Origin of the sequence: Fusobacterium perfoetens (assembly GCF_021531595.1) — a bacterium.
Taxonomy (GTDB): domain Bacteria; phylum Fusobacteriota; class Fusobacteriia; order Fusobacteriales; family Fusobacteriaceae; genus Fusobacterium_B.
In genome coordinates, this window is record NZ_JADYUD010000005.1 from 92,890 (window position 1) to 116,322 (window position 23,433).

Sequence of the window (23,433 nt, forward strand, 5' to 3'; positions counted from 1 at the left end):
TAAATGAAAAAAGAAATAATATTAAATTTTATATTTACAATAACTTTAAGCCTAATGGGATTTGTTCAAAATAGATATTTTATTTATTATATGGGAATAGAAACTTTAGGAATGATGAAGTTATTTTCTCAGTTATTGGCTTATCTTAATATTGTTGAATTGGGACTTGGCTCAGCTTCAGCTTTTGCATTATATAAACCATTAGCAGAAAAAAATTATAAGCAGGCAAGTATAATTGTAAATACTATAGAAAATATATATAATAAAATAGGAATTTTATTATTTGGGCTAGGAGTTTTATGTATACCAGCCATTCCTTTTTTTATAGAGATATCAGAATTTTCAAATAAAATCTATTTTTATTGGATATTATATGTATTAAATACGGTTTTAAGTTATTTTTTTATAAAATATATAATTTTATTTACTGCAAATCAAGAGTTTTTATATGTAAGAACCCTTCAAGGCATAAGTGAATTTGTTTTAAGAGTTATACAAATTTTTTGTATAATAAGATTCCACTCATTTTTTATTTATATTTTATTAATGATTTTATATAGATTAACTCAATGGATGTTTTTTAGAAGACATTATAGAAAAAAATATTCTTATATAAGTAAGGTAAAAGAAAAATATGAAGGAATAAAAAATGATATAAAAAATTTATTTTGGCATAAGATTGGTAAGTTAATAGTATTTAATACAGACTTAATTCTTATTTCAAAATTTGTAAATTTGAAAATAGTTGGAATATACGCAAGTTATCAGATGGTATGCCAAGTTCTATCAACAATAACAAATATATTTTTAAATGTATTATCTCCTAAAATAGGAAAATACATAGCTGAACATACAAAACAAGAAGTTTATATTTGCTTTAAGAAATATAATATTTTATTTTCTTTTATTGCTGTAATTTTTGCTTACTGTACTTTTATATTAATGGATTCATTTGTTGAACTATGGATTGGAAGTGATTTAATTTTAAATAAATTTACTTTAAAATTAATATGCATTAATTTATTGATAAGTTTATTTAGAGGAAATTTAGAAATTTTTAAATCAGGAGCAGGTTTTTTTGATGATATAAAATCTCCAATTTTAGAAAGTGTTATAAATTTAACAGTATCAATAGTATTGGGATTAAAACTAGGATTAGATGGAATTATAATAGGTACTATAGCTTCAAATGTAATTGTAGTATTAACTTATAAACCAATTTTAGTATTTAAAAGATGCTTTAACAAGGGAATAAAAGATTATATAAGAATTTATGGAAATTACTTAGTTTTAGTGATTTTTTCATTATGGAGTTGTAACTTTGTATTTAAATTTATTTCTTTAAAAAGTGTTAGTTCTTGCTTTGAGTGGGTAACACAAGGAATAATAGTAGGAAGTTTAACTTTTATAATTACATTTATTATATTTTTAACTAATAGAGATTTTAGAAAAAATTTAAAATCTTTAAAAGTTAATTAAGATTTAATAAAATTAAATAAAAAGACAAAAGTTAAAGTATTTAAAATCTTAGAAAATAAATTTGTAAAAAGGAATTTTAAGATGAATGAAATTAAAAAAATTATAAAGTAATTAATAATTTTAAATTTGTAAGGGGGATAAAAATGATAAAACCTTTTGAAAAAAAAGTGTGGCTTAGCACTCCTACTATGCACGGAGAAGAACTTAAATATATTACAGAAGCCTATGAAACGAATTGGATGTCTACTGTTGGAGAAAATATTAATGAAGTAGAGAGATTAGCTTGTGAAAAAATAGGTTGTAAATATGCAGTGGCTCTTTCTGCAGGAACAGCAGCTTTACATTTAGCAGTAAAACTTGCAGGAGTTAAACCAGGTGATAAAGTATTTTGCTCTGATATGACATTTTGTGCAACAGTAAACCCTGTTGTATACGAAGGTGGAATTCCTGTATTTATTGATACAGAATACGATACTTGGAATATGGATCCAGTTGCTTTAGAAAAAGCATTTGAATTATATCCAGAAATAAAAGTTGTAGTAGTCGCTCATTTATATGGAACTCCAGGAAAAATAGATGAGATTAAAAATATCTGTGATAAACATGGAGCAACTTTGATTGAAGATGCTGCAGAATCTTTAGGAGCAACATACAAAGGAAAAGAAACAGGAACTTTTGGAAATTATAATGTAATTTCTTTTAATGGAAATAAGATAATAACAGGTTCATCAGGAGGGATGCTTCTTACAAACAGTAAAGAAGCTGCTGAAAAAGTGAGAAAATGGTCAACTCAAGCGAGAGAAAATGCCCCATGGTATCAACATGAAGAGATTGGTTACAACTATAGAATGAGTAATGTTATCGCAGGAGTTGTAAGAGGACAGTTTCCACATCTTGATGAGCATATAGCGCAGAAAAAAGTTATTTATGAAAGATATAAAGAGGGATTTAAAGGACTTCCTGTTAAAATGAATCCTTTTGATGAAATAAATTCAGTTCCTAACTTTTGGCTTAGTTGCATGATAATTGATAAAGATGCAATGTGTAAACAAGTTCGTGGAGAAAATGAAGCATTATATATTTCTGAAAAAGGAAAATCATGTCCTACAGAGATACTGGAAACTCTTGCAAAATATAATGCTGAAGGAAGACCGATTTGGAAACCAATGCATATGCAGCCAATCTATAGAATGAATGGATTTGTAACAAGAGAAGGAAGCGGAAGAGCAAAAACTAATGCTTATATCTCTGGTGGAATGTTAGGAAAAGATGGAAGACCACTTGATATTGGAATGGATATATTTGAAAGAGGATTATGCCTTCCAAGCGATAATAAAATGACACCAGAAGAGCAAGATATTGTAATAGAAATAATAAGAAAGTGTTTTGAGGAATAAAAATGTATAGAAAATATTTTAAAAGAATTTTAGATGTTATCTGTTCTTTAGGATTTATTCTATGTTTTTGGTGGCTATACATTGTAGTAGCAATATTAGTAAAAAGAAAACTAGGTTCTCCTGTTATTTTTAAACAACAAAGACCAGGATTAAATGGGAAAATATTTACAATGTATAAGTTTAGAAGTATGACTGATGCAAAAGATAAAGATGGAAAACTACTTTCTGATGTAGAAAGGCTTCCAAAATTTGGAAAACTTTTAAGAGCAACAAGCTTAGATGAAATACTTGAATTTATAAATGTGTTAAAAGGAGATATGAGCCTTATAGGTCCTAGACCACTTTTAGTTGAATATCTTGAAAGATACAATGATGAACAAAAAAGAAGACATGAAGTAAGACCAGGAATAACAGGTTGGGCACAAGTAAATGGAAGAAATGCAATATCATGGGAAGAAAAATTTAAATATGATATTGAATATGTAGATAAATTAAATTTCCTTTTAGATATGAAAATAGTTTTTTTAACAATAAAGAAAATAGTTGTTAAAGAAGGCATATCACAAGAAGGAAATGCAACTATGGAAAAATTTACAGGTGAAATAAAGTGAAAAATATTGTAATTATTGGTGCTGGAGGACATGCAAAAGTAGTTGCTGATATTATTTTAAAAAGAAAAGAAATTTTAAAAGAAGAACTTAGTATTATTGGTTTTTTAGATGATAATTTTCAAGATTTAGAATACAAAAAAATATTTAATATTCCTGTTTTAGGAAATACAAATTTAATAAAAGAATTTAAAAATAAAAATTATGAATATATTATCGCTGTTGGAAATAACTTGGTAAGAAAAAAGATAGCAGAGAAATATTCAGAATTAAATTACTATACAGCAATTCATCCTATGGCAGTAATAGGAAATGAAGTGAAAATAGAAAAAGGAACGGTTGTAATGGCTAATGCTGTGATAAATTCTTATTCAAAAATAGGAAAGCATTGTATTTTACTTCCTGCATAGTAGAGCATGATAACAGGGTAGGAGATTATACTCATATATCAGTTAATGCAAAAACAGGAGGAACAGTAACAATAGGAGAATGCAGTTGGATTGGAATTTCAGCAGCTGTAAAAAATAATGTTTTTGTTTGTGATAACTGTCTGATAGGTGCAGGTGGAGTAGTAGTAAAAAATATAAATGAGGCAGGAACATATGTAGGAATACCTGCAGAAAGGCTTGAAATGAAAATAGAAAAAATGAATGGGGGGGGGTAAACCCTAGTAAAATATTATATTTAGAAGTCAAGAAAAATGCTGTAAAGAGGTTTGCAGCATGAAAAAATTATATATTATTGGAGCAGGTGGATTTGGCAGAGAAGTATTATGGCTTATAAATCGTATAAATGAAAAAGAAAAAATATGGGATATTCAAGGATTTATTGATGACAATAAATCTTTACATGGGAAGATAGAAAATGACTACAAAGTATTAGGTGGTTGTGAATATCTTAAAAATTTAAGTGAAGATGTTTATGTAGTTATTTCTATTGGCTCAGCAAAGATAAAAGAAAAAATTACTGAAAAATTAAAAGATTACTCAAATGTACATTTTGCCACTTTAATAGATCCATCAGTAATTATATCTGAAAAAGTAAAAATAGGAGAAGGAACGATTATTTGTGCAGGAACAATTATTACAGTGAATATTGAAATAGGAAATCATGTAATAATAAACCTCGACTGTACAGTGGGACATGATTCAATTATTGAAGATTATGCAACTATACTTCCAAGTGTAAATCTTTCAGGAAATACAATAACAAAAAAATATACAACAATAGGAACAGGAACCAAAGTTATTCAAGGAATAACAATAGGAGAAAATGTAATAGTAGGAGCAGGAACAGTTGTAATAAGAGATATAGAAAATAATGTTACAGTTGTAGGAAATCCTGCAAGAATAGTAAAGAAAAATTAAAGGGGTGAAAGAATTGAAAAAAATTTGGGTAATGGCCCCATTTACAGAGATAGAAAATATAAAAAATAGAAATAGATTTCAATATATTGCAAATGAGTTAAGTAAAAATTATGAAATTCATTTATTTACCTCTGATTTTATCCATATAAAAAAAGAATTTTGTGATAAAAGTGTAGAAAATAAATATTCTTATAATGTTCATTTAATACACGAAACTGGTTATAAGAAAAATATTTCAGTAAAAAGAGCAATTTCGCATATAACTTTTGCTTTAAATTTAAAGAAAAAAATTAAAAAAATGGAAAAACCAGATTTGATTTATTGTGCATATCCTATGATGACATCAGCATTTTTTATGGGAAAATATGCTGAAAAAAATAATATTCCTTTTGTTTTAGACATACAAGATACTTGGCCTGAATCTATATCAGCAGGAATAAATACAGATAATTATATTGTAAAGATATTGATGTATCCATTTACATTATATGCTAATGCAATATATAGGATGGCTGATTTGATGATAGGAGTATCGAAAACATATGTAGAAAGAGGAAGAGTAAAAAATAGCAAAGCAAAAGAATTTATACCTGTATATATAGGGGCAGAAGGAAATAAATTTGATAATGTAAAATTTAAAAAAATAAATGATGAAATTTGGATAACTTATATAGGAACATTAAGTCATAGTTATGATATTATGACAGCAATTTTGGCTTTTGACATGTTAAAAGAAAATAAGAATATAAAATTATATATTTTAGGAGATGGACCAGAATTTTTAAAATTAAAAGATAAAGCAGAGGAATTGGGATTATTAGATAAAACAATATTTTTTAAGGGAATGTTACCTTATGAAGATATGATAGATTATTTAAAAAATAGTGATATAGCATTAAATGCTATTAGAGGAAAAGCTTTGCAAACAATAACAAATAAATTTGGAGATTATGTTTCAGCAGGGTTACCAATATTAAATTGTTGTCAATCAAAAGAAGTTTTAAATCTTATAGAAAATAGAAAATTGGGTTTAAATTATATTCCTGAAAATTCTGAATCGCTAAAGGAAAAAATTTTAGAAATACTAAAAGATAAAGAAAGATTAGAAGAATACTCTAAAAATTGTAAGAAATTTGCTGAAGAAAAATTTGACAGAAAAAAAAGCTATAAAATAATTTTTGAAAAAATAAAAAAAATATTAGGAGAGAAATAATGATAAGAAATATAATTAAATTTATATTTAAAACATTATTTATGTTTTTTACTTTAAATAAACTAAATAATAAAAAAATAGTCTTTATAGAAGGAACTAGAGAAAAAATGTCTGGAAATTGTGGAGCAGTTTTTAAAAAATTGCAAAACTATAAAGAATATTCTTTTATTTTAGTAGAATTTTATAAAAGTAATGTAAAATATCCAAATTTAAAACATTATTCATTTTTTGATTTGAGGGGACTTTTTCATATAGCTACAGCTAAATATTTAATTGCAAATGAAGGTTTTTTTAATTTTTTACCCAAAAGATATTCTCAACTTAATATTCAATTATGGCATGGAGCAGGTGCATTTAAAAAGTTTGGTTATAGTATAGAACTAGAAAAAAAAGATTACCATATAAAAAAAAATAAAGTAATAGATATTTTAAGTGTTTCTTCTGATAAAGTGATAGATGTTTACACCGAGGCATTCCAAATAGATAAATTAAAAGTTAAGAATTTAGGAATGCCAAGAGCAGATATATTTTTTAAAGAAGATGAAAAATTAAAAGTGAAAGAAAGATTTTTTAATGAATATCCTGAATTAAAAAACAAAAAAATAATAATGTATGCTCCTACTTTTAGGGATAACGACAAAGGTGATTTTAAATTAAAATTAGATATTGAATTAATGAAAGAAAAGTTGGAAAAATTAGGGTATGTTTTATTTTTAAGACTACACCCAAACATTAAAAAAGATGATATTTCAGTGGATAATATTTTTTCATATGATTTTAGTAAATATGAACAGGTTTCAGATTTATTAATTGTATCAGATATTTTAATAAGTGATTATTCATCAATAATATTTGAATTTTCAATTATGAAGAAACCAATTTTATTTTATTCTTATGATGTTGAAGAATATATTAAAGACAGAGGATTTTATTATAACTATTATGAATTTATTCCGAATAAAATAAACTATACAACAGAAGAAGTAATAAATTCAATTATAAATAAAGATTGGGATTTAGAAAGAATAGAAAAATTTGCAAGATATTTCTTTAATCCTTTTGATGGAAATTCTACAGAAAGAGTTTTAAAAGAAATTGGATTGTGGGAGGAAGAAAAATGATATTTGGAGCAATTTTAGCAGGTGGTATTGGCTCAAGAATGAATATTACTGATATGCCAAAACAATTTCTATTATTGGGAGATAAACCAATAATTATTCATACATTACAAAAAATGTTATTATGTCAAAAATTTGATTATATATATATAGGAATTCATAAAGACTGGATTTTATATATGGAAGATTTAATCAATAAATATATTTTTGATGAAGACAATAAAAAAAGAATAGTTTTAGTTTCAGGGGGAAAAGACAGAAATGAAACTATTATGAATATTGTAAATGATATAGAAAAGAAGTTTGGAGAAAATGAAAATAATATAATAGTAACTCATGATGCAGTAAGACCTTTTGTAACATCAAGAATATTAAATGAAAATATAGAATTTGCAAAAAAATATGGAGCTTGTGATACTGTTGTTCCTGCTATTGATACAATAGTTGTTTCAAATAATAAAGAAATTATTTCTGAAATTCCAAACAGAGAATTTATGTATCAAGGACAAACTCCACAAAGTTTTAAAATTTCTATTTTGAAAAAACTTTATAATGAACTTTCTGAAGATGAAAAGAAAATATTAACAGATGCCTGTAAGATTTGTGTTGTAAAAAATTATCCTGTGTATCTTGTAAATGGTGAAATATCAAATCTTAAAATAACAACTCCAAGTGATTATAAAATAGCTCAGGCTATGATAGGGGGAAACTTAATTGATTAATTATGTATATCAGTTAGTCAGTCCGAGAGTAATTTCAATAAAATATGAAAATATAAATTTTGATAGTGATGTGATAGTAAAACCACTGTATATGGCAATATGTCATGCAGACCAAAGATATTATACAGGAAATAGAGATAAAAAAATCTTGAGTAAGAAACTTCCAATGGCTCTTATACATGAATGTTGCGGGGAGGTTGTTTTTGATAAATCTAAAAAATTTAAAAAAGGGCAGAAAGTTGTTTTAATTCCAAATGTTCCGGGAAATTTTAATGAAGAAATTTATGAAAATTATGGAGAGGGAGCAAAATTTTTATCAAGCGGTTATGATGGATTTATGAGGGAATATATAAATATTCCGCAAGACAGATTAGTTCCATTTGAAAATATTCCTCTTGAAACAGCAGCGATAACAGAATTTGTAAGTGTAGGAACTCATGCTCTGGAAAGGTTTAAAAAAATATCTCATTCTAATAAAGAAAAAATAGGAATATGGGGAGATGGAAGTTTAGCTTTTGTAGTTTCTAATATTTTAAAAAAAGAATTTCCAAATTCTAAGATAATAATTTTTGGAAAAAATCCTGAAAAACTTTCTCTTTTCTCTTTTGCAGATGAAACTATTTTAGTAGATAACATTCCTGAAAATTATAAAATAGACCATGCTTTTGAATGTGCAGGAGGAGAGGGAAGCAGTTATGCAATAGATGACATAATAAGATATATAAAGCCTCAAGGTTCTGTAATATTAATGGGAGTAAGTGAAAATAAAGTTCCTATAAATACAAGAGATGTATTAGAAAAAGGACTTACTTTTGTTGGATGTAGCCGTTCAGGATATAGAGATTTTGAAAAAGCAGTGGAACTAATGCAAGATGAAAAATTTCAAATGAGATTAAAAATGATAATTCAAGAGAAAGAAGAACTAAAAACGATAGAAGATATCCATAAAATATTTAGAAAGGATTTAAGTAATCCATTTAAGACAGTTTTTAAATGGGATTTGTAGGAGATTTTTTTATGAGTGAAATAAAAGTAAGTGTAATTGTTCCAATTTACAATACAGAAAAATTTTTAAGAAAATGTATAGAAAGTATTGTAAACCAGACATTGCAAGAAATTGAAATAATTTTAATAAATGACGGTTCAACAGACAATTCACATAATATCTGTTTGGAATATGTAGAAAAATATCCTGAAAAAATAAAATACATAAATAATAAAAATATAGGTTGTAGTGCAACAAGAAACTTAGGAATACAATTGGCACAGGGAGAGTATGTTGCTTTTGTAGATAGTGATGATTATATAGAAAAAGAAATGTATGAGAAGATGTATAATAAAGTATTAAAAGAAAAATCAGATATAGTTATATGTGGTTTTAAATATATTTTTTCAGATAAAAAAAACTTATTTATACCACAAAACAAATATGAATATTTAGATATAAGAAATAAACCATCATATGTATGGAATAAATTATTTAAGAAATCTTTATTAAAAAATAATCAAATAGAATTTCCTTTAAAAACACATTATTGTGAAGATTTAGTTTTTTCTTTTAAAAATCTAGTTTTAACAAAAAAGATTTCAATAGTACAACGACCATTATATAATTATATTTTACATGGAAATAATTCTATTTACAATTTAGATAAAAAATTAGACAGTAAAATTAGTTTTTTAGAAATTTATAATTATTTAGAAAAGAATAATTTTCTAAAAGATAAATATGTAATGAAATATTTTTTCAAAATTTTTATTATTCAGGAATTAAAAATGTTTTTTTTAGTTTGCTAAATCCTAATCAAGTTTCAAAAGAAGATGTTAAAAAGTATATAAATATTTATGGAAAAATGTTTGAAAATATGAAATTTATAAATTTAAAAGGAAAAATTATAATTTTTTATTATAAAAAATTTAGTTTTTTTATTAGAAAACTCAAATTATATTTCCTTTTGAAAAAAATAAGTAGTTCCCTAAAAAAGAAAGAGGATAAAACATATTATATTTAATATTACTTTATATACTTTTTACATATCCTATTTTTAAAAAAATATCAAATAAAAAAATAATAGTTTTTTTAGAAATCTTTCCTATTTTTTTAATATTAGCTTTTCAAAATGGGATAGGAACAGATTACTATAGTTATATAGAAATATTTAATCAAAAAATAAATTTTAATTATTCAAGAGGTCCTCTTTTTAAAATCTTAATATTGCATTTAAAAAAATTTTTTGACAATGAAAGAGTTATGTTCATAACAGTAGCTATGATACAAATAATTTTATATTATAAAATACTTAATATCTTTTATAAAAAGTTTTTTATAAAAAATATCCATTATTCATTTTTTTATCAATAACAACAAATGACTTTTATTTTTCAATGTTTAATGTATTAAGAAGTTCAATAGCATCTTTATTTATTGTTTTAAGTATTTTAGTATTGCTAGAAAATAAAAAAATTGACTTATAGGGAGGTATATATAGTTTTCTATGTATAATATGAAAATGAGAATAGGGATATTAACATTTCAATGGGCAAGTAATCAAAATTTTGGAGCTAGTTTACAATCTTATGCTTGTAGAAAATTATTAAATAAAATTTTAAAAACTGAAAATATAAAAATAATTGATTTTAATCCAACTAATTTAAATTTAAAAGGGAGATTATTAACTTTTTTTACAACAAGAAATTTTAGAGAATATAATAATAAATTTTTAAATTTAACAGAGAAAATAAAAGATATAAAAGAGTTTAATAAATTAAATAATAAATTTGATATTTTTGTAGTAGGTAGTGATCAAGTTTGGCGTCCCATATGGTTTGAAAAAAAATCATTACATTATTTTTTTGATTTTGTAAATGATAATAAAAAGAAAATAGCTTATGCTGCAAGTTTTGGAGTTGATTATTGGGAAGGAACTCCTGAATTAACAGAAGAAATTAAACCATTAATTAAAAGATTTGATCATATTTCAGTTCGTGAAGAAAGTGGAATAGATATTTGTAAAAATACTTTTGGAATAGATAATGTAGTTTGTGTTCTTGATCCAACTCTTATGATTTCAAGAGAAGATTACCAGCTAATTTTAGATGATTGGCAGGATAAAAGTCATTTAAAGAAAAAATATATTGCTCATATGCTTTTAGATGATACAGCAGAATTAAAAAGAGAGAGCCAAAATATAGCAGATTATTTGAAAGCAAATATTAATTATATTAAAGGGAAATCATTTAAAATTTTAGGAAGAGATATAACTTTTTATAATAAAGTTTCTCAGTGGCTTACATATTTAAAAGATGCTGAATTTATAATAACAGACTCTTTTCACTGTACGGTATTTTCTTTAATATTTCATAAAAAATTTGTTGTTGTGGCAAATAAAGCAAGAGGAGTTGCAAGACTTGAAACTCTTTTAAATAGAGTAGGTTTGCAAGATAGATTTTTTACAGATATTAAAGATGTAGTAAAAAGTAAAATTTTAGATAAAGAAATAGACTATAACGAAGTTGATAAAAAATTGGAAGTTCACAGAAAATACTCAATGGATTTTTTGAAAAAAGCATTGGAGGATTAATGAAAAAAACAGCAATAAATATTATAGGAAATAAACAATGTACAGGATGTTTTGGCTGTTATAACATCTGCCCTGTGAATGCAATAGAAATGAAATATGATGAAGAGGGATTTTATAAACCAAATATTTTGGAAAATTGTATTGAATGCGGGAAATGTGAAAAAGTGTGTCCTGTAATAAAAAATAGGAATAATAATAAATATGTAAAAGTCTATGGAGCATGGTCAAACAGTAAAGAAATTTTATTAAACAGTTCTTCAGGTGGAATTTTCTCAGAAATGGCACTTGAAATTTTAAACAAAAATGGAATTATTTATGGCGCTTCTTGGGAAAATGGAAATGTAAAGCATAAAAGAATAGAAAAAAAAGAAGATTTAAAAGATTTAAGAGGTTCTAAATATCTTCCAAGTTTTGTGGGAAATTCATATAAAAATGTAGTTGAAGACTTAAAAAATAATAAAAAGGTTTTATTTTCAGGGACACCATGTCAGATTGCAGCTTTAAATAAAATAGTAAAAAGCGATAATTTAATAACTGTAGATTTAATTTGCCATGGAATGCCCTCATATAAATCTTATAAAAAATATTGTGATGAAGAGTTTAAAAATCCTGTAACAAAAGTAGATTTCAGAAGTAAGGGGACTGGGTGGATAAATTTTTCTTTAATATATTATACTAATATATTAAAGAATAATTACCATTACATGGATAAATTTTTCTTCGGTTTTTTGAAAGATATTTATCTTAATGAACCATGTTATGCTTGTAAATTTAAAGGAACAAAAAATGGAGAAAAAAGAGAAGCAGATATAACTTTAGCTGATTTTTGGGGAGTTCCTAAAGAACTGTTTAACAAAAACGGAGTATCACTTGTAATTACAAATAACGAAAAAGGAGAAGAGATATTTTCCAAAATAAAAAATAAAATATTTTTTAAAGAGGTTTCTCTTGAAACAGGAATAAAAGGAAATCAGTCTTTTTATAAAAGTTGTACAAGACCAAAAGAAAGAGATATGTTCTATAAAGACTTTGATAAATTAAGTTTTAATGAATTGTCAAATAAATATTTCAGAGTTCCAAGTCTAATGGAAAGAAGAATAAAAAGAATATTAAGTTTTCCAATAAGAATTTTAAGGTTTATAAAAAAAAGTTTATAAAAGAAGTTTAGTTTGATGGCAAATAAATTAAAGATAGGTTCTTTTTTATCAATTCTTCCCTGTCGTCAATATTTTTTATATTTCACTATATAAGCAATATTTAAGTATAAAAACTTATAAGTTTTTATACTAATTTTTAAAGAGAAAATTATAATAAATTTTTGTGATACTATTAATTTTTTATATAAAAAAACAGTCTGATTTTTAATTTTTCAGACTGTAAAAATAATTATAATTTTTTATACTTTGGAGGAAAAATTGTTATTTAATTCGTATGAATTTATTTTTTTGTTTCTACCAATAACTTTGATAATATATTTTCTATTAAATAAATATAATAAGAATATCTTAGCAAAGTCTTGGCTTGTTATTGCTTCACTTTATTTTTATTCCTATTTTAATAAATCATATCTGATACTTATTATTGTGTCAATACTTGTAAACTATTTTATTGGTACTGAACTTAATATGAAAGCTAATAATGTTATCAGAAGAAAAGTTTTATTAATATTTGGAGTATTATTTAATCTTGGAGCATTAGGATATTTTAAATATTATGATTTCTTTATAGAAAATATAAATTATATTTTTAAAACTAATTTTAATCTATTGCATATTATGCTTCCTTTGGGAATATCATTTTTTACATTCCAGCAACTTTCTTATGTAGTAGATAGTTATCACAGAAAAAATCTTAATTATGATTTTTTAAGTTATTGTTTATTTGTAACATTTTTTCCACAACTGATTGCAGGACCTATTGTTCTTCCAGCAGAAATGCTTCCTCAATTTGAAAGTGAAAAAAATAAAAAAGTAAATTGGGAAAATATGAATAGGGGACTTTATATGTTCTCAATAGGACTTGCAAAAAAGGTAATAATAGCAGATACAATAGCTCATTTTGCCAATGCAGGATTTGATATGATGGCAAGTTTAAATTTTGTAGAGGCATGGCTTACATCAGTATCTTATACATTGCAACTTTACTTTGATTTCAGCGGGTATTGTGATATGGCAATGGGAATAGGAATGATGTTTAATATTATTCTTCCAATTAACTTTAATTCTCCATACAAATCAACTAACATTCAGGAATTTTGGAGAAAATGGCACATTACTCTTGGAAGATTTATGACAAATTATCTGTATATCCCTCTAGGAGGAAATAGAAAAGGAGAACTAAAAACTTTAAGAAATCTTTTTATAGTATTTCTAGCTAGTGGAATATGGCATGGGGCAGGGTGGAACTTTGTAATTTGGGGAATGTTACATGGAATATGTATATTAATCCATAGAATTTGGAAAAATACTGAAAGAAAACTACCTAAATTAATTGGCTGGTTTATTACGATAAATTTAGTAAATATATTTTGGGTGTTTTTCAGAGCAGAAAACTTACAAAGTGCAGTTAAAGTATTAAAAGGAATGGTTGATATTTCAAGTCTGATTTATATGATGACACATTTAGAAAAAATAAAAGAAATGACTTTGGATTACAGAACTTTTGCCAGTGGTAATATGGGAACAATAACTAATATAATAGTTTTAATAACTTCAATGTTAATTGCGTTTTTCTTTAAAAATAGTTTTGAAAATAATAAAAATATTTTTTCTCAATATATAGAGTGGAAAATAGCTTTTTTATTTTCCTTATCTATTTTACTTTTTAATAATATTAGTGTGTTTTTATATTTTAATTTTTAGAAGGGAAATAAAATGAGAAAAAGATTCTATTTTATATTATTAAAAATTTTTATTTTGTTAATATGTTTATTAGGTATTAATTTTGTTATTGATCCTTATGGTATATTTAAAAAAGACATAAGTAAACAAATATTAGAACCAAATAAGAATTATTTAAAAACAAAATATATTTTAAAAAATAAAGATAAGTATGATGCTTTTATTTTTGGTTCTTCAAGAGTAGGAGTAATTCCAGTAGAAAAAATATCAGGATACAGATTTTATAATATGACTTATTCAGAGGGACTTCCAAAAGAATGGTTAAAAACAATAAATACTTTTATAGAAAACGATGTAGCTATAAATATGATAATAATAGGAATAGATGATATATCTTTTAAAGTAGATGACAGAGAACATTTTAGCCAACCTATGAGAATTCCTTATCAAGAACTATCAAATAAAGAAATATTAAAAAATTATCTTTTTATTAATCCTTTAAACAGCTATAATTTTTTAACATTAAAAGAAATTATAAAAAGAAATTACTCAAATGATTATAGTAATATTTATAAAACAGGTTCAAATATAACAGAAAAAACAATCTCTATAGAAAAAGAAATAGAAAAAAATGTAGAACAGCACATTTCTAAAAAAATTTTTTTAGAAACAAGTTATGGAAATAAAAATTTTATCAATATAGATAAAAATATAGAAACTTTGAAAGATATAGAAAACTTGTGTATAAAGAATGGAATAAAAGTAATTTTTATTTTTAATCCTCTTCATAGTACAGCTTTTATAAATAATAATGAAAAAGAATGTATTGCAATAAAAGAAAAAATATTTAAAACTTTAAAAAGTGAGATTTTTGATTTTAGTTCAAATAATAGCATTTCAAAAAATAATTATTATTGGTATGAAACAAGTCATTTTAGAATAATAGTAGGTGAAATGATATTAAAAACTATTTTTAAAGATAAATTTAGAACAGAAGAAGTAGTTAATATTCCTAATGATTTTGTTTGTATAGTAAATAAAAAATAAATTTTAAAAGATATGTAAATTTTATATTATTCTTAATAGCTAAATTTAAATATTATCTATGTAAAAGATATTATAATATATATTTCTATAAAAATAATTAATAAAATTAAAATAAAAAATAATATTAATTATTATAATTTATATTTATAATATAAAAAAATTATTATAAATATATTTTTAAAAGAGACTATATAGATAATATTTTAGTATAACAATATAATTAATGAGGCAAATAAATTTATTTCTATCTGAAAAATCATTTGTCTCATTTTTTATTTATATATCTATGATAAATTTATAAAACTATGTTAAGATATAAATAAAAAACAGCAAATATTGAAAGGAGATAAAAAATGGGAGCACTTACAGGGTTAAAAATACTTGATTTTTCAACACTACTTCCAGGGCCTTTTGCAACACTTATACTTGGAGATTTAGGAGCAGATATTATAAAAATAAGTTCACCAGATAAAGCTGATATAGTAGCAGACTATCCTCCTTATATAGAAGGGACAAATCTTTCTGCAAATCAGGCATGGCTTGGAAGAAACAAAAAAAATATTTTTTTGAATCTAAAAACAAAGGAAGCAGTGGATATAGTTAAAGAGCTGGTAAAAGAATATGACATTGTAGTTGAACAGTTCAGACCTGGAGTTATGGAGCGTTTAGGGCTTAGTTATGAGGAACTTAAAAAAGTGAATCCAAAAGTGATATATTGCTCTCTTACAGGTTATGGACAGACAGGGCCTATGAGAGATAGTGCAGGACATGATATAAATTATCTTGCAAGAAGTGGTAATATGAATTATTCAGGAAGAGAAAAAACAGGGCCAGTTCTTACAAATATGCAGATGGCTGATATAGGTGCAGGTTCTCTTTATTCTGTAATAGGTATTCTTTCAGCAGTATATCATAGAACGATAACAGGAAAAGGGCAATATATAGATATTTCTATGGCTGATGGACTTATTCCTTTTAATGCAATGGAAGGAGCAGCATTTTTAGTAAATGGTGCAGAACCTGAAAGAGAGAAAACAAGACTTAATGGTGGAAGTGCATATGATTTTTATGAAACAAAAGATCATAGATATTTAAGTGTAGGTTCTCTTGAGCCTAAGTTCTGGAAAAATTTTTGTGAGTGTATAGAACTTCCTGAACTTATATCTGAAACAGTTATGCCTGAGAATGTAAATTCTTTAAAGGAAAAGATAAGAAAAAGAATTTTAGAAAAAAATCTTAAAGAATGGAATGAAATTTTTAAAGGACAAGATGTATGTGTTGAACCTGTGCTTACATTGAAAGAAGCTTTTCTTGAAGATGAACATATAAAAGCGAGAAATCTTATAAATGATGTAAAAGTTGCAGGGGAAAAAGAAAAAACAGTAAAACAGATGGGAACACCTTTAAAGCTTTCAGAATGTCCTATAGAGTATAAAGAAACAGGTTATCCTTTAGGATATCATACTGAGGAAATTTTAAAAAAAATGGGATACAGTATAGAAGAAATAGAAAAATTTGAAGAAAAAAAAGCTGTTGGAATTTATAAAAAATAATTTTCTGTGTTTATCTTATTCATAAAAAATTATATAAAATCTATTCATTAAATAAAAAAATTAAGGTATAATTTAATATAAGAATAAGATAAAATGGGGTGATTTATTGAGAAAGAAAACAATAATAGTATTTTCAGCTATTTTTGTTGTTTTAGTATTTTTTGTTTTTAAAAAAGCTGAAACTATATACCCAAAATATCCATATGTAGAAATTCCTGAAGATATAGAAGAAGTGGGAAAATTTGAAAATGGAGTTTTTATAATAAAGAAAAACGGAAAATACGGACTTATGAGAATAGATACAACTATAGCTGCAGATCCTGTGTGGGACAGCATAGAAAAATTTAATGAAAATGGGCATAGTATTGTAAAAAGAGGAAAGAAAACAGGAGTTATAAATGAACATCAGGATATTATAATTCCTCTTGAATATGATTTTGTAAAATATGTAAAATATGCTAAAAATTTCATAGTATGTAAAGCTGGAAAATGGGGGATAGTGAATTGGAAAAATAATATTATTCTGCCTCTTGAATATGATGGAATTACAGAGACGAAATATGGAAAATATATTGTAAAAAAAGGAATGTTTTATGGTGTGGCAAATTCTTTTGGAAATACAATACTTTCTCCTAAATTTATAGCTCTTAATCAGATTAACAGAAAAACATATATAGGACTTACAGAAAAAAGCAGAAAGTATCACATAATAGGAAGCGATAATGATTTCACTGAAGCAAAGTTGGATCTTTCAGATAAATATGACAGAGTTTTATCTTTCTGCCCACATATGAGTATAGTAAAAAAAGGAGAAGATGATTTTCTTTTAAATCTTACAAGTTATGACATGAAACTTATAGGTTCTGGATATAAAGTTGTAAGTGATTTTACAAATCAAATGGCAGTTATTCAGGATAGAAATGGCAGAGAGGGTGTTATAAATGAAGAGGGAGATGTTATTATAGAGCCTAAATATCAGATGCTTTCCCTTGAAGAAGATGACCTTATTCTTTTTAAAGAGGGAAAAAATTATGGATATATGGATAGAATGGAAAATATAGTTGTTCCTGCAGCTTTTAAAGAACTAACTCCTTTTTATAAAGACAGAGCAATTTTCAGAATTGACGGGAAAGAAGGAGTAATAGATATAAAAGGACAGGTTGTTGTTATGCCTGAATATATGGAAGTAATAGGAATAAAAGATAATATTTATATATTAAGAACAGAAAAAGGAGTAGGTGTTTTTGATAAAAAAGGAAGGGAAATAATACCTGCAAAATATTACAGCATAACATTTTTTGGAGATAATGCTCTTAAAGTTATAGATAAAGATAATGTAAAAATATTTAATTATGCAGGAAAAGAAATTCTTTCAGTAAAGCTTTCAGATATTCAAAAAGAATGGAAAGATAATGGACAGCTTAATCTTAAGAAAAAAATATATCTTTTTAATTAAATCTAAAAAAGGAAATTTTAAAAAACTATAGAAAAATAAGTAAAGAATTTACGAGAGTAAATTTATTATGTGGCTGCATCTCAAAGGAGGATAGGATTGTTATGAAAAAAATACTTATACCGCTTGACGGAACAGAAAGAAGCATGCATTCAATAGACCTTGTGAAAAATCTTTATAATAAAGATGAAGTTGAGATTACTCTTTTGTATATAAAAGAGGATGTTAAGAACATGATTATGGAAGAAGACCTTATAGCAGCTGAAAAAGATATGCAGAGAATGACAGCTCCTGCTGTAAAAGAGCTTATGGGATATAAGTTGACTTGTGAATTTGGGCTTATTGATCCAGGAAGCGAAATTGTAAAAAGAGCTATAATGAACAGCATAGATATCATTATAATGACTAAATCAACGAAAAAAGGGCTTACTCGTATGATTGGTTCTGTAACTAGTTATGTAGTGAGAAATGCTCCTTGTATTGTAATGATAGTTCCTGAATAAAAAAACTTACCCTGTTAATGAAAAATAGTTCTATTAATTTTGTTTATTACATTAATAATGAACTATTTTTCAATGCAGGGATTTTTTTAGTAAAAAGCAATATTGTATTTTATAATTTATTAAATTAAGGGAGAGATAATGTTATTTAGAAAATCAGAAAAAAAAGATGTGAAAAGCATAATGGAAATAATCAATGAAGCAAAAGATTATTTCAAAAATAATGGAATAGATCAGTGGCAGAATGGTTATCCAAATGAAGAAAGTATTTTAAAAGATATAGAAGAGGGAGAAAACTATGTCTTATGTGATGAAGAAGGAAAAATAATAGCTTCATGTGCAATTTCATTCAGGGGAGAAAAAAATTATCTTATAATAGAGAAAGGAAGCTGGAAAACAAATACTCCTTATGCAGTAATACATAGGGTAGCTGTAAGAAGTTCTCTTAAAGGAAAAGGACTTTCAGGTATTCTTGTAAAAGAAGCAGAAAAAATGTGCAGAGGAAAAGAAATAAAAAGTATAAGAATAGATACTCATCAAGACAACAAATCAATGCAGAGACTAATCCTTAAAAATGGTTTTGAATATTGTGGAATTATATATGTTGAAGATGGCAGTGAAAGACTTGCTTATGAAAAAGTACTATAATATATTTCCAATGTAAAAATATTGTAAACAAATTTGAATGTCGTGTAAAAAATTGTTAAAATTTTTTTACATGGATTTAATATTCAGAAAAAATTCAGGGAGGAAAAATGTATTTAGAGATTTTATGTAAAATCGTTGGAGGACTTGGGATATTTTTATACGGAATGGAAAATATGTCAGGGGGAATGCAGAAACTTGCAGGAAAAAGATTAAAGAAAATACTGGCAGTGCTTACAACAAATAGAGTAATAGCAGTTCTTATGGGGCTTTTTGTAACAATGCTTGTACAGTCATCTTCTGTAAGTACTGTAATGACAATTGGGTTTGTAAACGCTTCGCTTTTAACACTTAAGCAAGGACTTGGGGTAATATTAGGGGCAAATATTGGTACAACAATAACAGGTTGGATTCTTGTTTTAAATATAGGAAAATATGGACTTCCTATTGCAGGAGCAGCAGCTATTGCTTATGTTTTCTTAAAAGGAGACAAAGCAAGAACAAGAGCTCTTACAGTAATGGGACTTGGAATGATATTCTTAGGTCTTGAACTTATGAGTAATGGTTTAAAACCTGTAAGAAGTATGCCTGAATTTATAAGACTGTTCCATATGTTTAATGCTGATACATATTTTGGTGTAGTAAAAACAGCATGTATAGGAGCACTTATAACAGGAATTGTGCAGTCATCTTCAGCAACTTTAGGTATTACAATAACTCTTGCTCTTCAAGGGCTTATTGATTACAATACAGCAGTTGCACTTGTTTTAGGAGAAAATGTAGGAACTACTGTTACAGCAATTCTTGCAACATTAAATGCAAATGCAAATGCAAAAAGAGCAGCTTATGCTCATACTATAATTAATATAACAGGAGTTTTATGGGCAACTACAATATTCCCATTTTATATTAAATTTTTAGAAAATTTTGCAGATCCTACAGTAAATATGACTATGGCTATAGCAACAGCACATACAATGTTTAATGTGATTAATGTAATATTATTTACGCCTTTTGTAGGATATCTTGCTAAGTTCTTATGTTTTATTGTAAAAGATGATAGCAGTTCATCAGAAAAAGTTACACAACTTGATAAACTGATGATAGGAACACCAAGTGTAGTTGTAGGTCAGACTAAAATAGAAGTTCTTAATATGGGACAAAATATAAAAGAAATGATATTTACTTTAGAAGAAGTATATGGAAAAAAAGAAGATATAAGTGAACAGCAGGTTGGAAAACTTCAAGAAATAGAAGATAAGCTTGATATTTATCAGCAAGAAATAACAGATGTAAACTTCCAAATTTTAAATAAAGATTTAGATGAAAATATGAAGGAAGAAACAAGACTTAATCTTGAAATCTGTGATGAATATGAAACAATCAGTGACTATCTTGTAAGAATTGCAAAAACACTTAGAAAACTTCATGACAATGAAATTGTTTTAAGTGAAGAAAAAATTAAAAAATTAATGTATCTTAATAATGCTGTAAGCACACTTTTCCAAAATGTAAATACAGCATATGAAACAAAAGACAGAGAAATGTTTATAAAAGCAATTGCTCTTGCAAATCATATTACAGATAAATTTAGAGAAACAAGAACATATCACCTTGAAAATACAGCAAAAGTTGAAGCGTCAGCTATGTTCAGTACAAGTTATATGGATATCTTAAATCACTATAGAAGAATAAGAGACCATATATTTAATGTTATTGAAGTTTTCACAAGATAAAAAATTATAGATAAGAAACTTGAAAAAACCAAAAAATCAGCTATTAAAAAAACTAATAGATATATTATAAATAATATATATTTTTAATTTCTTCTTATTTGTATTATCATTATATATATGAAATATTAAGCAAAAACTTTTTCTAATAGATAAGCTCCTAAATATTATATACAAGAAGCCGTTCTAAAAGATTTATTAAGTTTGCATAAAAATTTATATCTGATATCCGAAAAATTTTGGCTTAAGATATTTAAAATATTTTACACAAAACTTAGGAGGAAGGAAAAGTGAGTGAAGTTTTAATAAGAGAAATGAGAGATGAAGATTGGGAAGAAGTACAGGCTATATATAAACAGGGGATAGACAGTGGAACAGCAACTTTTATGAAAAATGTTCCAGACTTTGAATATTGGGACAAGGCTAAATCAAAAATAGGAAGACTTGTTGCAGAATATGAAGGGAAGATTGTAGGATGGGTAACTTTAAGTGCTACATCAGCAAGAGAAGATTATGCAGGTGTAAATGAAGTTAGCATCTATGTCCACGAAGATTATAAATCTCTTGGTATAGGAAAAAAACTTCTTCAAAAGGTTATAGAAGTTTCTGAAGCAAATAACATTTGGACTCTTCAGTCTGTTATTTTAGCAAATAATCTTTCAAGCAGAAAACTCCATGAAAGCTGTGGATTCAGACTTGTAGGATACAGGGAAAAAATAGCAAAAGATAAACATGACAGATGGCAAGATTCAATTCTTATGGAAAGAAGAAGTGAAGTTGTCCATTAAAATAAAAAAGCTGCTAGGATTTATATCTTAGGCAGCTTTTTTAGATTTAATAAATATTTTTATATTCTAGATTCTATCTTCAGGAGTTATATATCCTTTATCTTTATAATTAACAGAGGAAACAACTTTTCCTGAAGCATCAAAGTTTTTCCAAACACCATATCTTATACCGTTAAGATACTGTCCTTCCTGAATTTTTTTTCCTTCATTATTGTAGAAAGAAAACAGACCATTTTTAAAACCATTATCGTAATTTCCTTTTACTTTAACAGCACCATTAGGATAAAATTCCATATAATAACCATTATAGATACCATTTTTAAAGTTTTTTATAGAACTGCGTCCTCCCTCTTCATAGAAAAATGTAAATTTTCCTTCAGCAAGATCATCTTTCATAAAACCTTTTATTTGAATATTTCCATTCTCATAAAATTTTCTAGCAGTTCCGTTTTGCTTTCCATCTTTATAATATGTTATTAAAAGAGGAGAGCCATTTTTATAATATTCAGTGTATCTCCCTTGAAGTTTTCCATTTATAAGAGTACCGAAAGTTTTAATATTTTGTTTATCAGGATAAAGTGCACATACTCTTCCTGAATTTGTTTTATCAAGAGAAAAAACAGCATTTTCCATATCTTTTAATTGATTTTGAGTATTTGAGCATCCTGCTATAAAAAGTACAGCAAGAAAGAAAAATAATTTTTTTACCATTATAAATGCCTTCCTTTTTTATTTAACTTAATTAATTGAATAACGGATCTTCGTCAATAGAAGGAAAATTACTTCTTGTATTAACAATGTTTTCTGTTTCAGAAGGAACAGAAACAGGAACACTGTCTATTTCAATAGGGATTCCAGCATTGCTGTTTCCTACAAGAGTTTTTATATTTTCAAGTCTTTTTATAACACTTGAAGTGTATTCAGTAAATACAAATTTAGATTCTTTGGCAATATCTTCTTTTTTTACAGCAAGAGCAACATATGATCTGTTGTCATCAACAAGAGCAATTTTTTCTGTTGCTTTTAAAAGAAGAGTATCAGTTGTATAATTTCTTAAATCAGGAAGAGCTGCTGTATATACTTTTTTAGTATTTGCATCTACATTAAGCATATAGCTGTTGAATATTGTAGCAACTTCATTTGAAATTTTTGTTTTAAGATTTTCTCTTGCTTGAGTTCTGGCTTTTCCTTCAGCAACAAAAGAACCTGCTGTATCTATTTTAGAGCTTCCTACTGCATAAAGTTCTGATTTTGAAACAGCAGCAGCTATTTTTTCCTGAGAGACTACACTGATTCCAACAGGAGTAAGAGTTGAAGGAAGATTAGTACATCCTGCAATTATTACAGCAATAAATAAAACTAAAAATTTTTTCATTACAAAACCTCCAA

The 23,433-nt window shown here is 25.8% G+C and carries 24 protein-coding genes; 22 read left to right on the plus strand and 2 right to left on the minus strand.

What is annotated here, in order from left to right:
* Nucleotides 1-3 precede the first annotated feature (3 nt).
* The 22 genes from I6E17_RS04180 (at nt 4) to I6E17_RS04280 (ending at nt 22,044) form a co-directional block, all read left to right on the plus strand.
* Nucleotides 4-1,479, plus strand: coding sequence for a lipopolysaccharide biosynthesis protein (locus tag I6E17_RS04180; RefSeq protein ID WP_235235783.1), 1,476 nt, complete (start codon nt 4-6; stop codon nt 1,477-1,479).
* Between the two features lie 143 nt (nt 1,480-1,622).
* Nucleotides 1,623-2,876: a DegT/DnrJ/EryC1/StrS family aminotransferase gene (locus I6E17_RS04185; protein ID WP_235235784.1), complete on the plus strand. Its 1,254-nt coding sequence runs from the start codon at nt 1,623-1,625 to the stop codon at nt 2,874-2,876.
* Nucleotides 2,877-2,878: 2 nt separating this feature from the next.
* Nucleotides 2,879-3,487, plus strand: a complete 609-nt coding sequence (locus I6E17_RS04190) for a sugar transferase (protein ID WP_235235786.1) — start codon at nt 2,879-2,881, stop codon at nt 3,485-3,487.
* Nucleotides 3,484-3,894, plus strand: a complete 411-nt coding sequence (locus I6E17_RS09985) for a hypothetical protein (protein WP_235235787.1) — start codon at nt 3,484-3,486, stop codon at nt 3,892-3,894. Before I6E17_RS04190 ends, I6E17_RS09985 begins: the two co-directional genes overlap by 4 nt.
* Nucleotides 3,873-4,148, plus strand: coding sequence for a hypothetical protein (locus I6E17_RS04200; protein ID WP_235235788.1), 276 nt, complete (start codon nt 3,873-3,875; stop codon nt 4,146-4,148). The genes I6E17_RS09985 and I6E17_RS04200 overlap by 22 nt, the downstream gene beginning before the upstream one ends.
* Before the next feature lie 58 nt (nt 4,149-4,206).
* Nucleotides 4,207-4,851: an acetyltransferase gene (locus I6E17_RS04205; RefSeq protein WP_235235789.1), complete on the plus strand. Its 645-nt coding sequence runs from the start codon at nt 4,207-4,209 to the stop codon at nt 4,849-4,851.
* Nucleotides 4,852-4,864: 13 nt separating this feature from the next.
* Nucleotides 4,865-6,064, plus strand: coding sequence for a glycosyltransferase family 4 protein (locus tag I6E17_RS04210; RefSeq protein ID WP_235235790.1), 1,200 nt, complete (start codon nt 4,865-4,867; stop codon nt 6,062-6,064).
* The gene (locus I6E17_RS04215) at nt 6,064-7,185 is read left to right on the plus strand and encodes a CDP-glycerol glycerophosphotransferase family protein (RefSeq protein WP_235235791.1); all 1,122 of its coding nucleotides are present in this window, start codon (nt 6,064-6,066) and stop codon (nt 7,183-7,185) included. The genes I6E17_RS04210 and I6E17_RS04215 overlap by 1 nt, the downstream gene beginning before the upstream one ends.
* On the plus strand, nt 7,182-7,904 hold the full coding sequence (locus I6E17_RS04220; RefSeq protein ID WP_235235792.1) for a 2-C-methyl-D-erythritol 4-phosphate cytidylyltransferase: 723 nt from the start codon (nt 7,182-7,184) through the stop codon (nt 7,902-7,904). Before I6E17_RS04215 ends, I6E17_RS04220 begins: the two co-directional genes overlap by 4 nt.
* A complete protein-coding gene (locus I6E17_RS04225) occupies nt 7,897-8,910 on the plus strand; it encodes an alcohol dehydrogenase catalytic domain-containing protein (protein WP_235235793.1) in 1,014 nt (337 codons plus the stop codon). The genes I6E17_RS04220 and I6E17_RS04225 overlap by 8 nt, the downstream gene beginning before the upstream one ends.
* An 11-nt stretch (nt 8,911-8,921) precedes the next feature.
* The gene (locus tag I6E17_RS04230) at nt 8,922-9,701 is read left to right on the plus strand and encodes a glycosyltransferase (RefSeq protein WP_235235794.1); all 780 of its coding nucleotides are present in this window, start codon (nt 8,922-8,924) and stop codon (nt 9,699-9,701) included.
* Between the two features lie 274 nt (nt 9,702-9,975).
* On the plus strand, nt 9,976-10,266 hold the full coding sequence (locus tag I6E17_RS10045; protein WP_419180976.1) for an EpsG family protein: 291 nt from the start codon (nt 9,976-9,978) through the stop codon (nt 10,264-10,266).
* 142 nt (nt 10,267-10,408) lie between these two features.
* Complete coding sequence (locus I6E17_RS04235) at nt 10,409-11,485, plus strand: polysaccharide pyruvyl transferase family protein (RefSeq protein WP_235235795.1); 1,077 nt, start codon at nt 10,409-10,411, stop codon at nt 11,483-11,485.
* Complete coding sequence (locus I6E17_RS04240) at nt 11,485-12,642, plus strand: Coenzyme F420 hydrogenase/dehydrogenase, beta subunit C-terminal domain (RefSeq protein ID WP_235235796.1); 1,158 nt, start codon at nt 11,485-11,487, stop codon at nt 12,640-12,642. Before I6E17_RS04235 ends, I6E17_RS04240 begins: the two co-directional genes overlap by 1 nt.
* Nucleotides 12,643-13,068: 426 nt before the next feature.
* A complete protein-coding gene (locus I6E17_RS04245) occupies nt 13,069-14,346 on the plus strand; it encodes an MBOAT family O-acyltransferase (RefSeq protein WP_235235797.1) in 1,278 nt (425 codons plus the stop codon).
* Between the two features lie 54 nt (nt 14,347-14,400).
* Nucleotides 14,401-15,372, plus strand: a complete 972-nt coding sequence (locus I6E17_RS04250) for a hypothetical protein (protein WP_235235798.1) — start codon at nt 14,401-14,403, stop codon at nt 15,370-15,372.
* A 353-nt stretch (nt 15,373-15,725) separates the two neighbouring features.
* Nucleotides 15,726-16,925, plus strand: a complete 1,200-nt coding sequence (locus I6E17_RS04255; protein WP_235235799.1) for a CaiB/BaiF CoA transferase family protein — start codon at nt 15,726-15,728, stop codon at nt 16,923-16,925.
* Between the two features lie 106 nt (nt 16,926-17,031).
* Nucleotides 17,032-18,381: a WG repeat-containing protein gene (locus tag I6E17_RS04260; protein ID WP_235235800.1), complete on the plus strand. Its 1,350-nt coding sequence runs from the start codon at nt 17,032-17,034 to the stop codon at nt 18,379-18,381.
* Between the two features lie 101 nt (nt 18,382-18,482).
* The gene (locus I6E17_RS04265) at nt 18,483-18,881 is read left to right on the plus strand and encodes a universal stress protein (RefSeq protein WP_235235801.1); all 399 of its coding nucleotides are present in this window, start codon (nt 18,483-18,485) and stop codon (nt 18,879-18,881) included.
* 138 nt (nt 18,882-19,019) lie between these two features.
* Nucleotides 19,020-19,526, plus strand: a complete 507-nt coding sequence (locus tag I6E17_RS04270) for a GNAT family N-acetyltransferase (protein ID WP_235235803.1) — start codon at nt 19,020-19,022, stop codon at nt 19,524-19,526.
* Between the two features lie 107 nt (nt 19,527-19,633).
* Nucleotides 19,634-21,259 (plus strand): Na/Pi cotransporter family protein, encoded by a 1,626-nt coding sequence (locus I6E17_RS04275; RefSeq protein ID WP_176829595.1) that lies wholly within the window; start codon nt 19,634-19,636, stop codon nt 21,257-21,259.
* 287 nt (nt 21,260-21,546) lie between these two features.
* Nucleotides 21,547-22,044 (plus strand): GNAT family N-acetyltransferase, encoded by a 498-nt coding sequence (locus I6E17_RS04280; protein WP_235235805.1) that lies wholly within the window; start codon nt 21,547-21,549, stop codon nt 22,042-22,044.
* 66 nt (nt 22,045-22,110) lie between these two features.
* Here the strand turns inward: I6E17_RS04280 and I6E17_RS04285 are convergent, their stop codons facing one another.
* Entirely contained in the window at nt 22,111-22,755 is a 645-nt protein-coding gene (locus tag I6E17_RS04285; RefSeq protein ID WP_235235806.1) for a toxin-antitoxin system YwqK family antitoxin, read from the minus strand.
* Between the two features lie 31 nt (nt 22,756-22,786).
* On the minus strand, nt 22,787-23,419 hold the full coding sequence (locus tag I6E17_RS04290) for a hypothetical protein (RefSeq protein WP_235235807.1): 633 nt from the start codon (nt 23,417-23,419) through the stop codon (nt 22,787-22,789).
* Between the last annotated feature and the right edge of the window lie 14 nt (nt 23,420-23,433).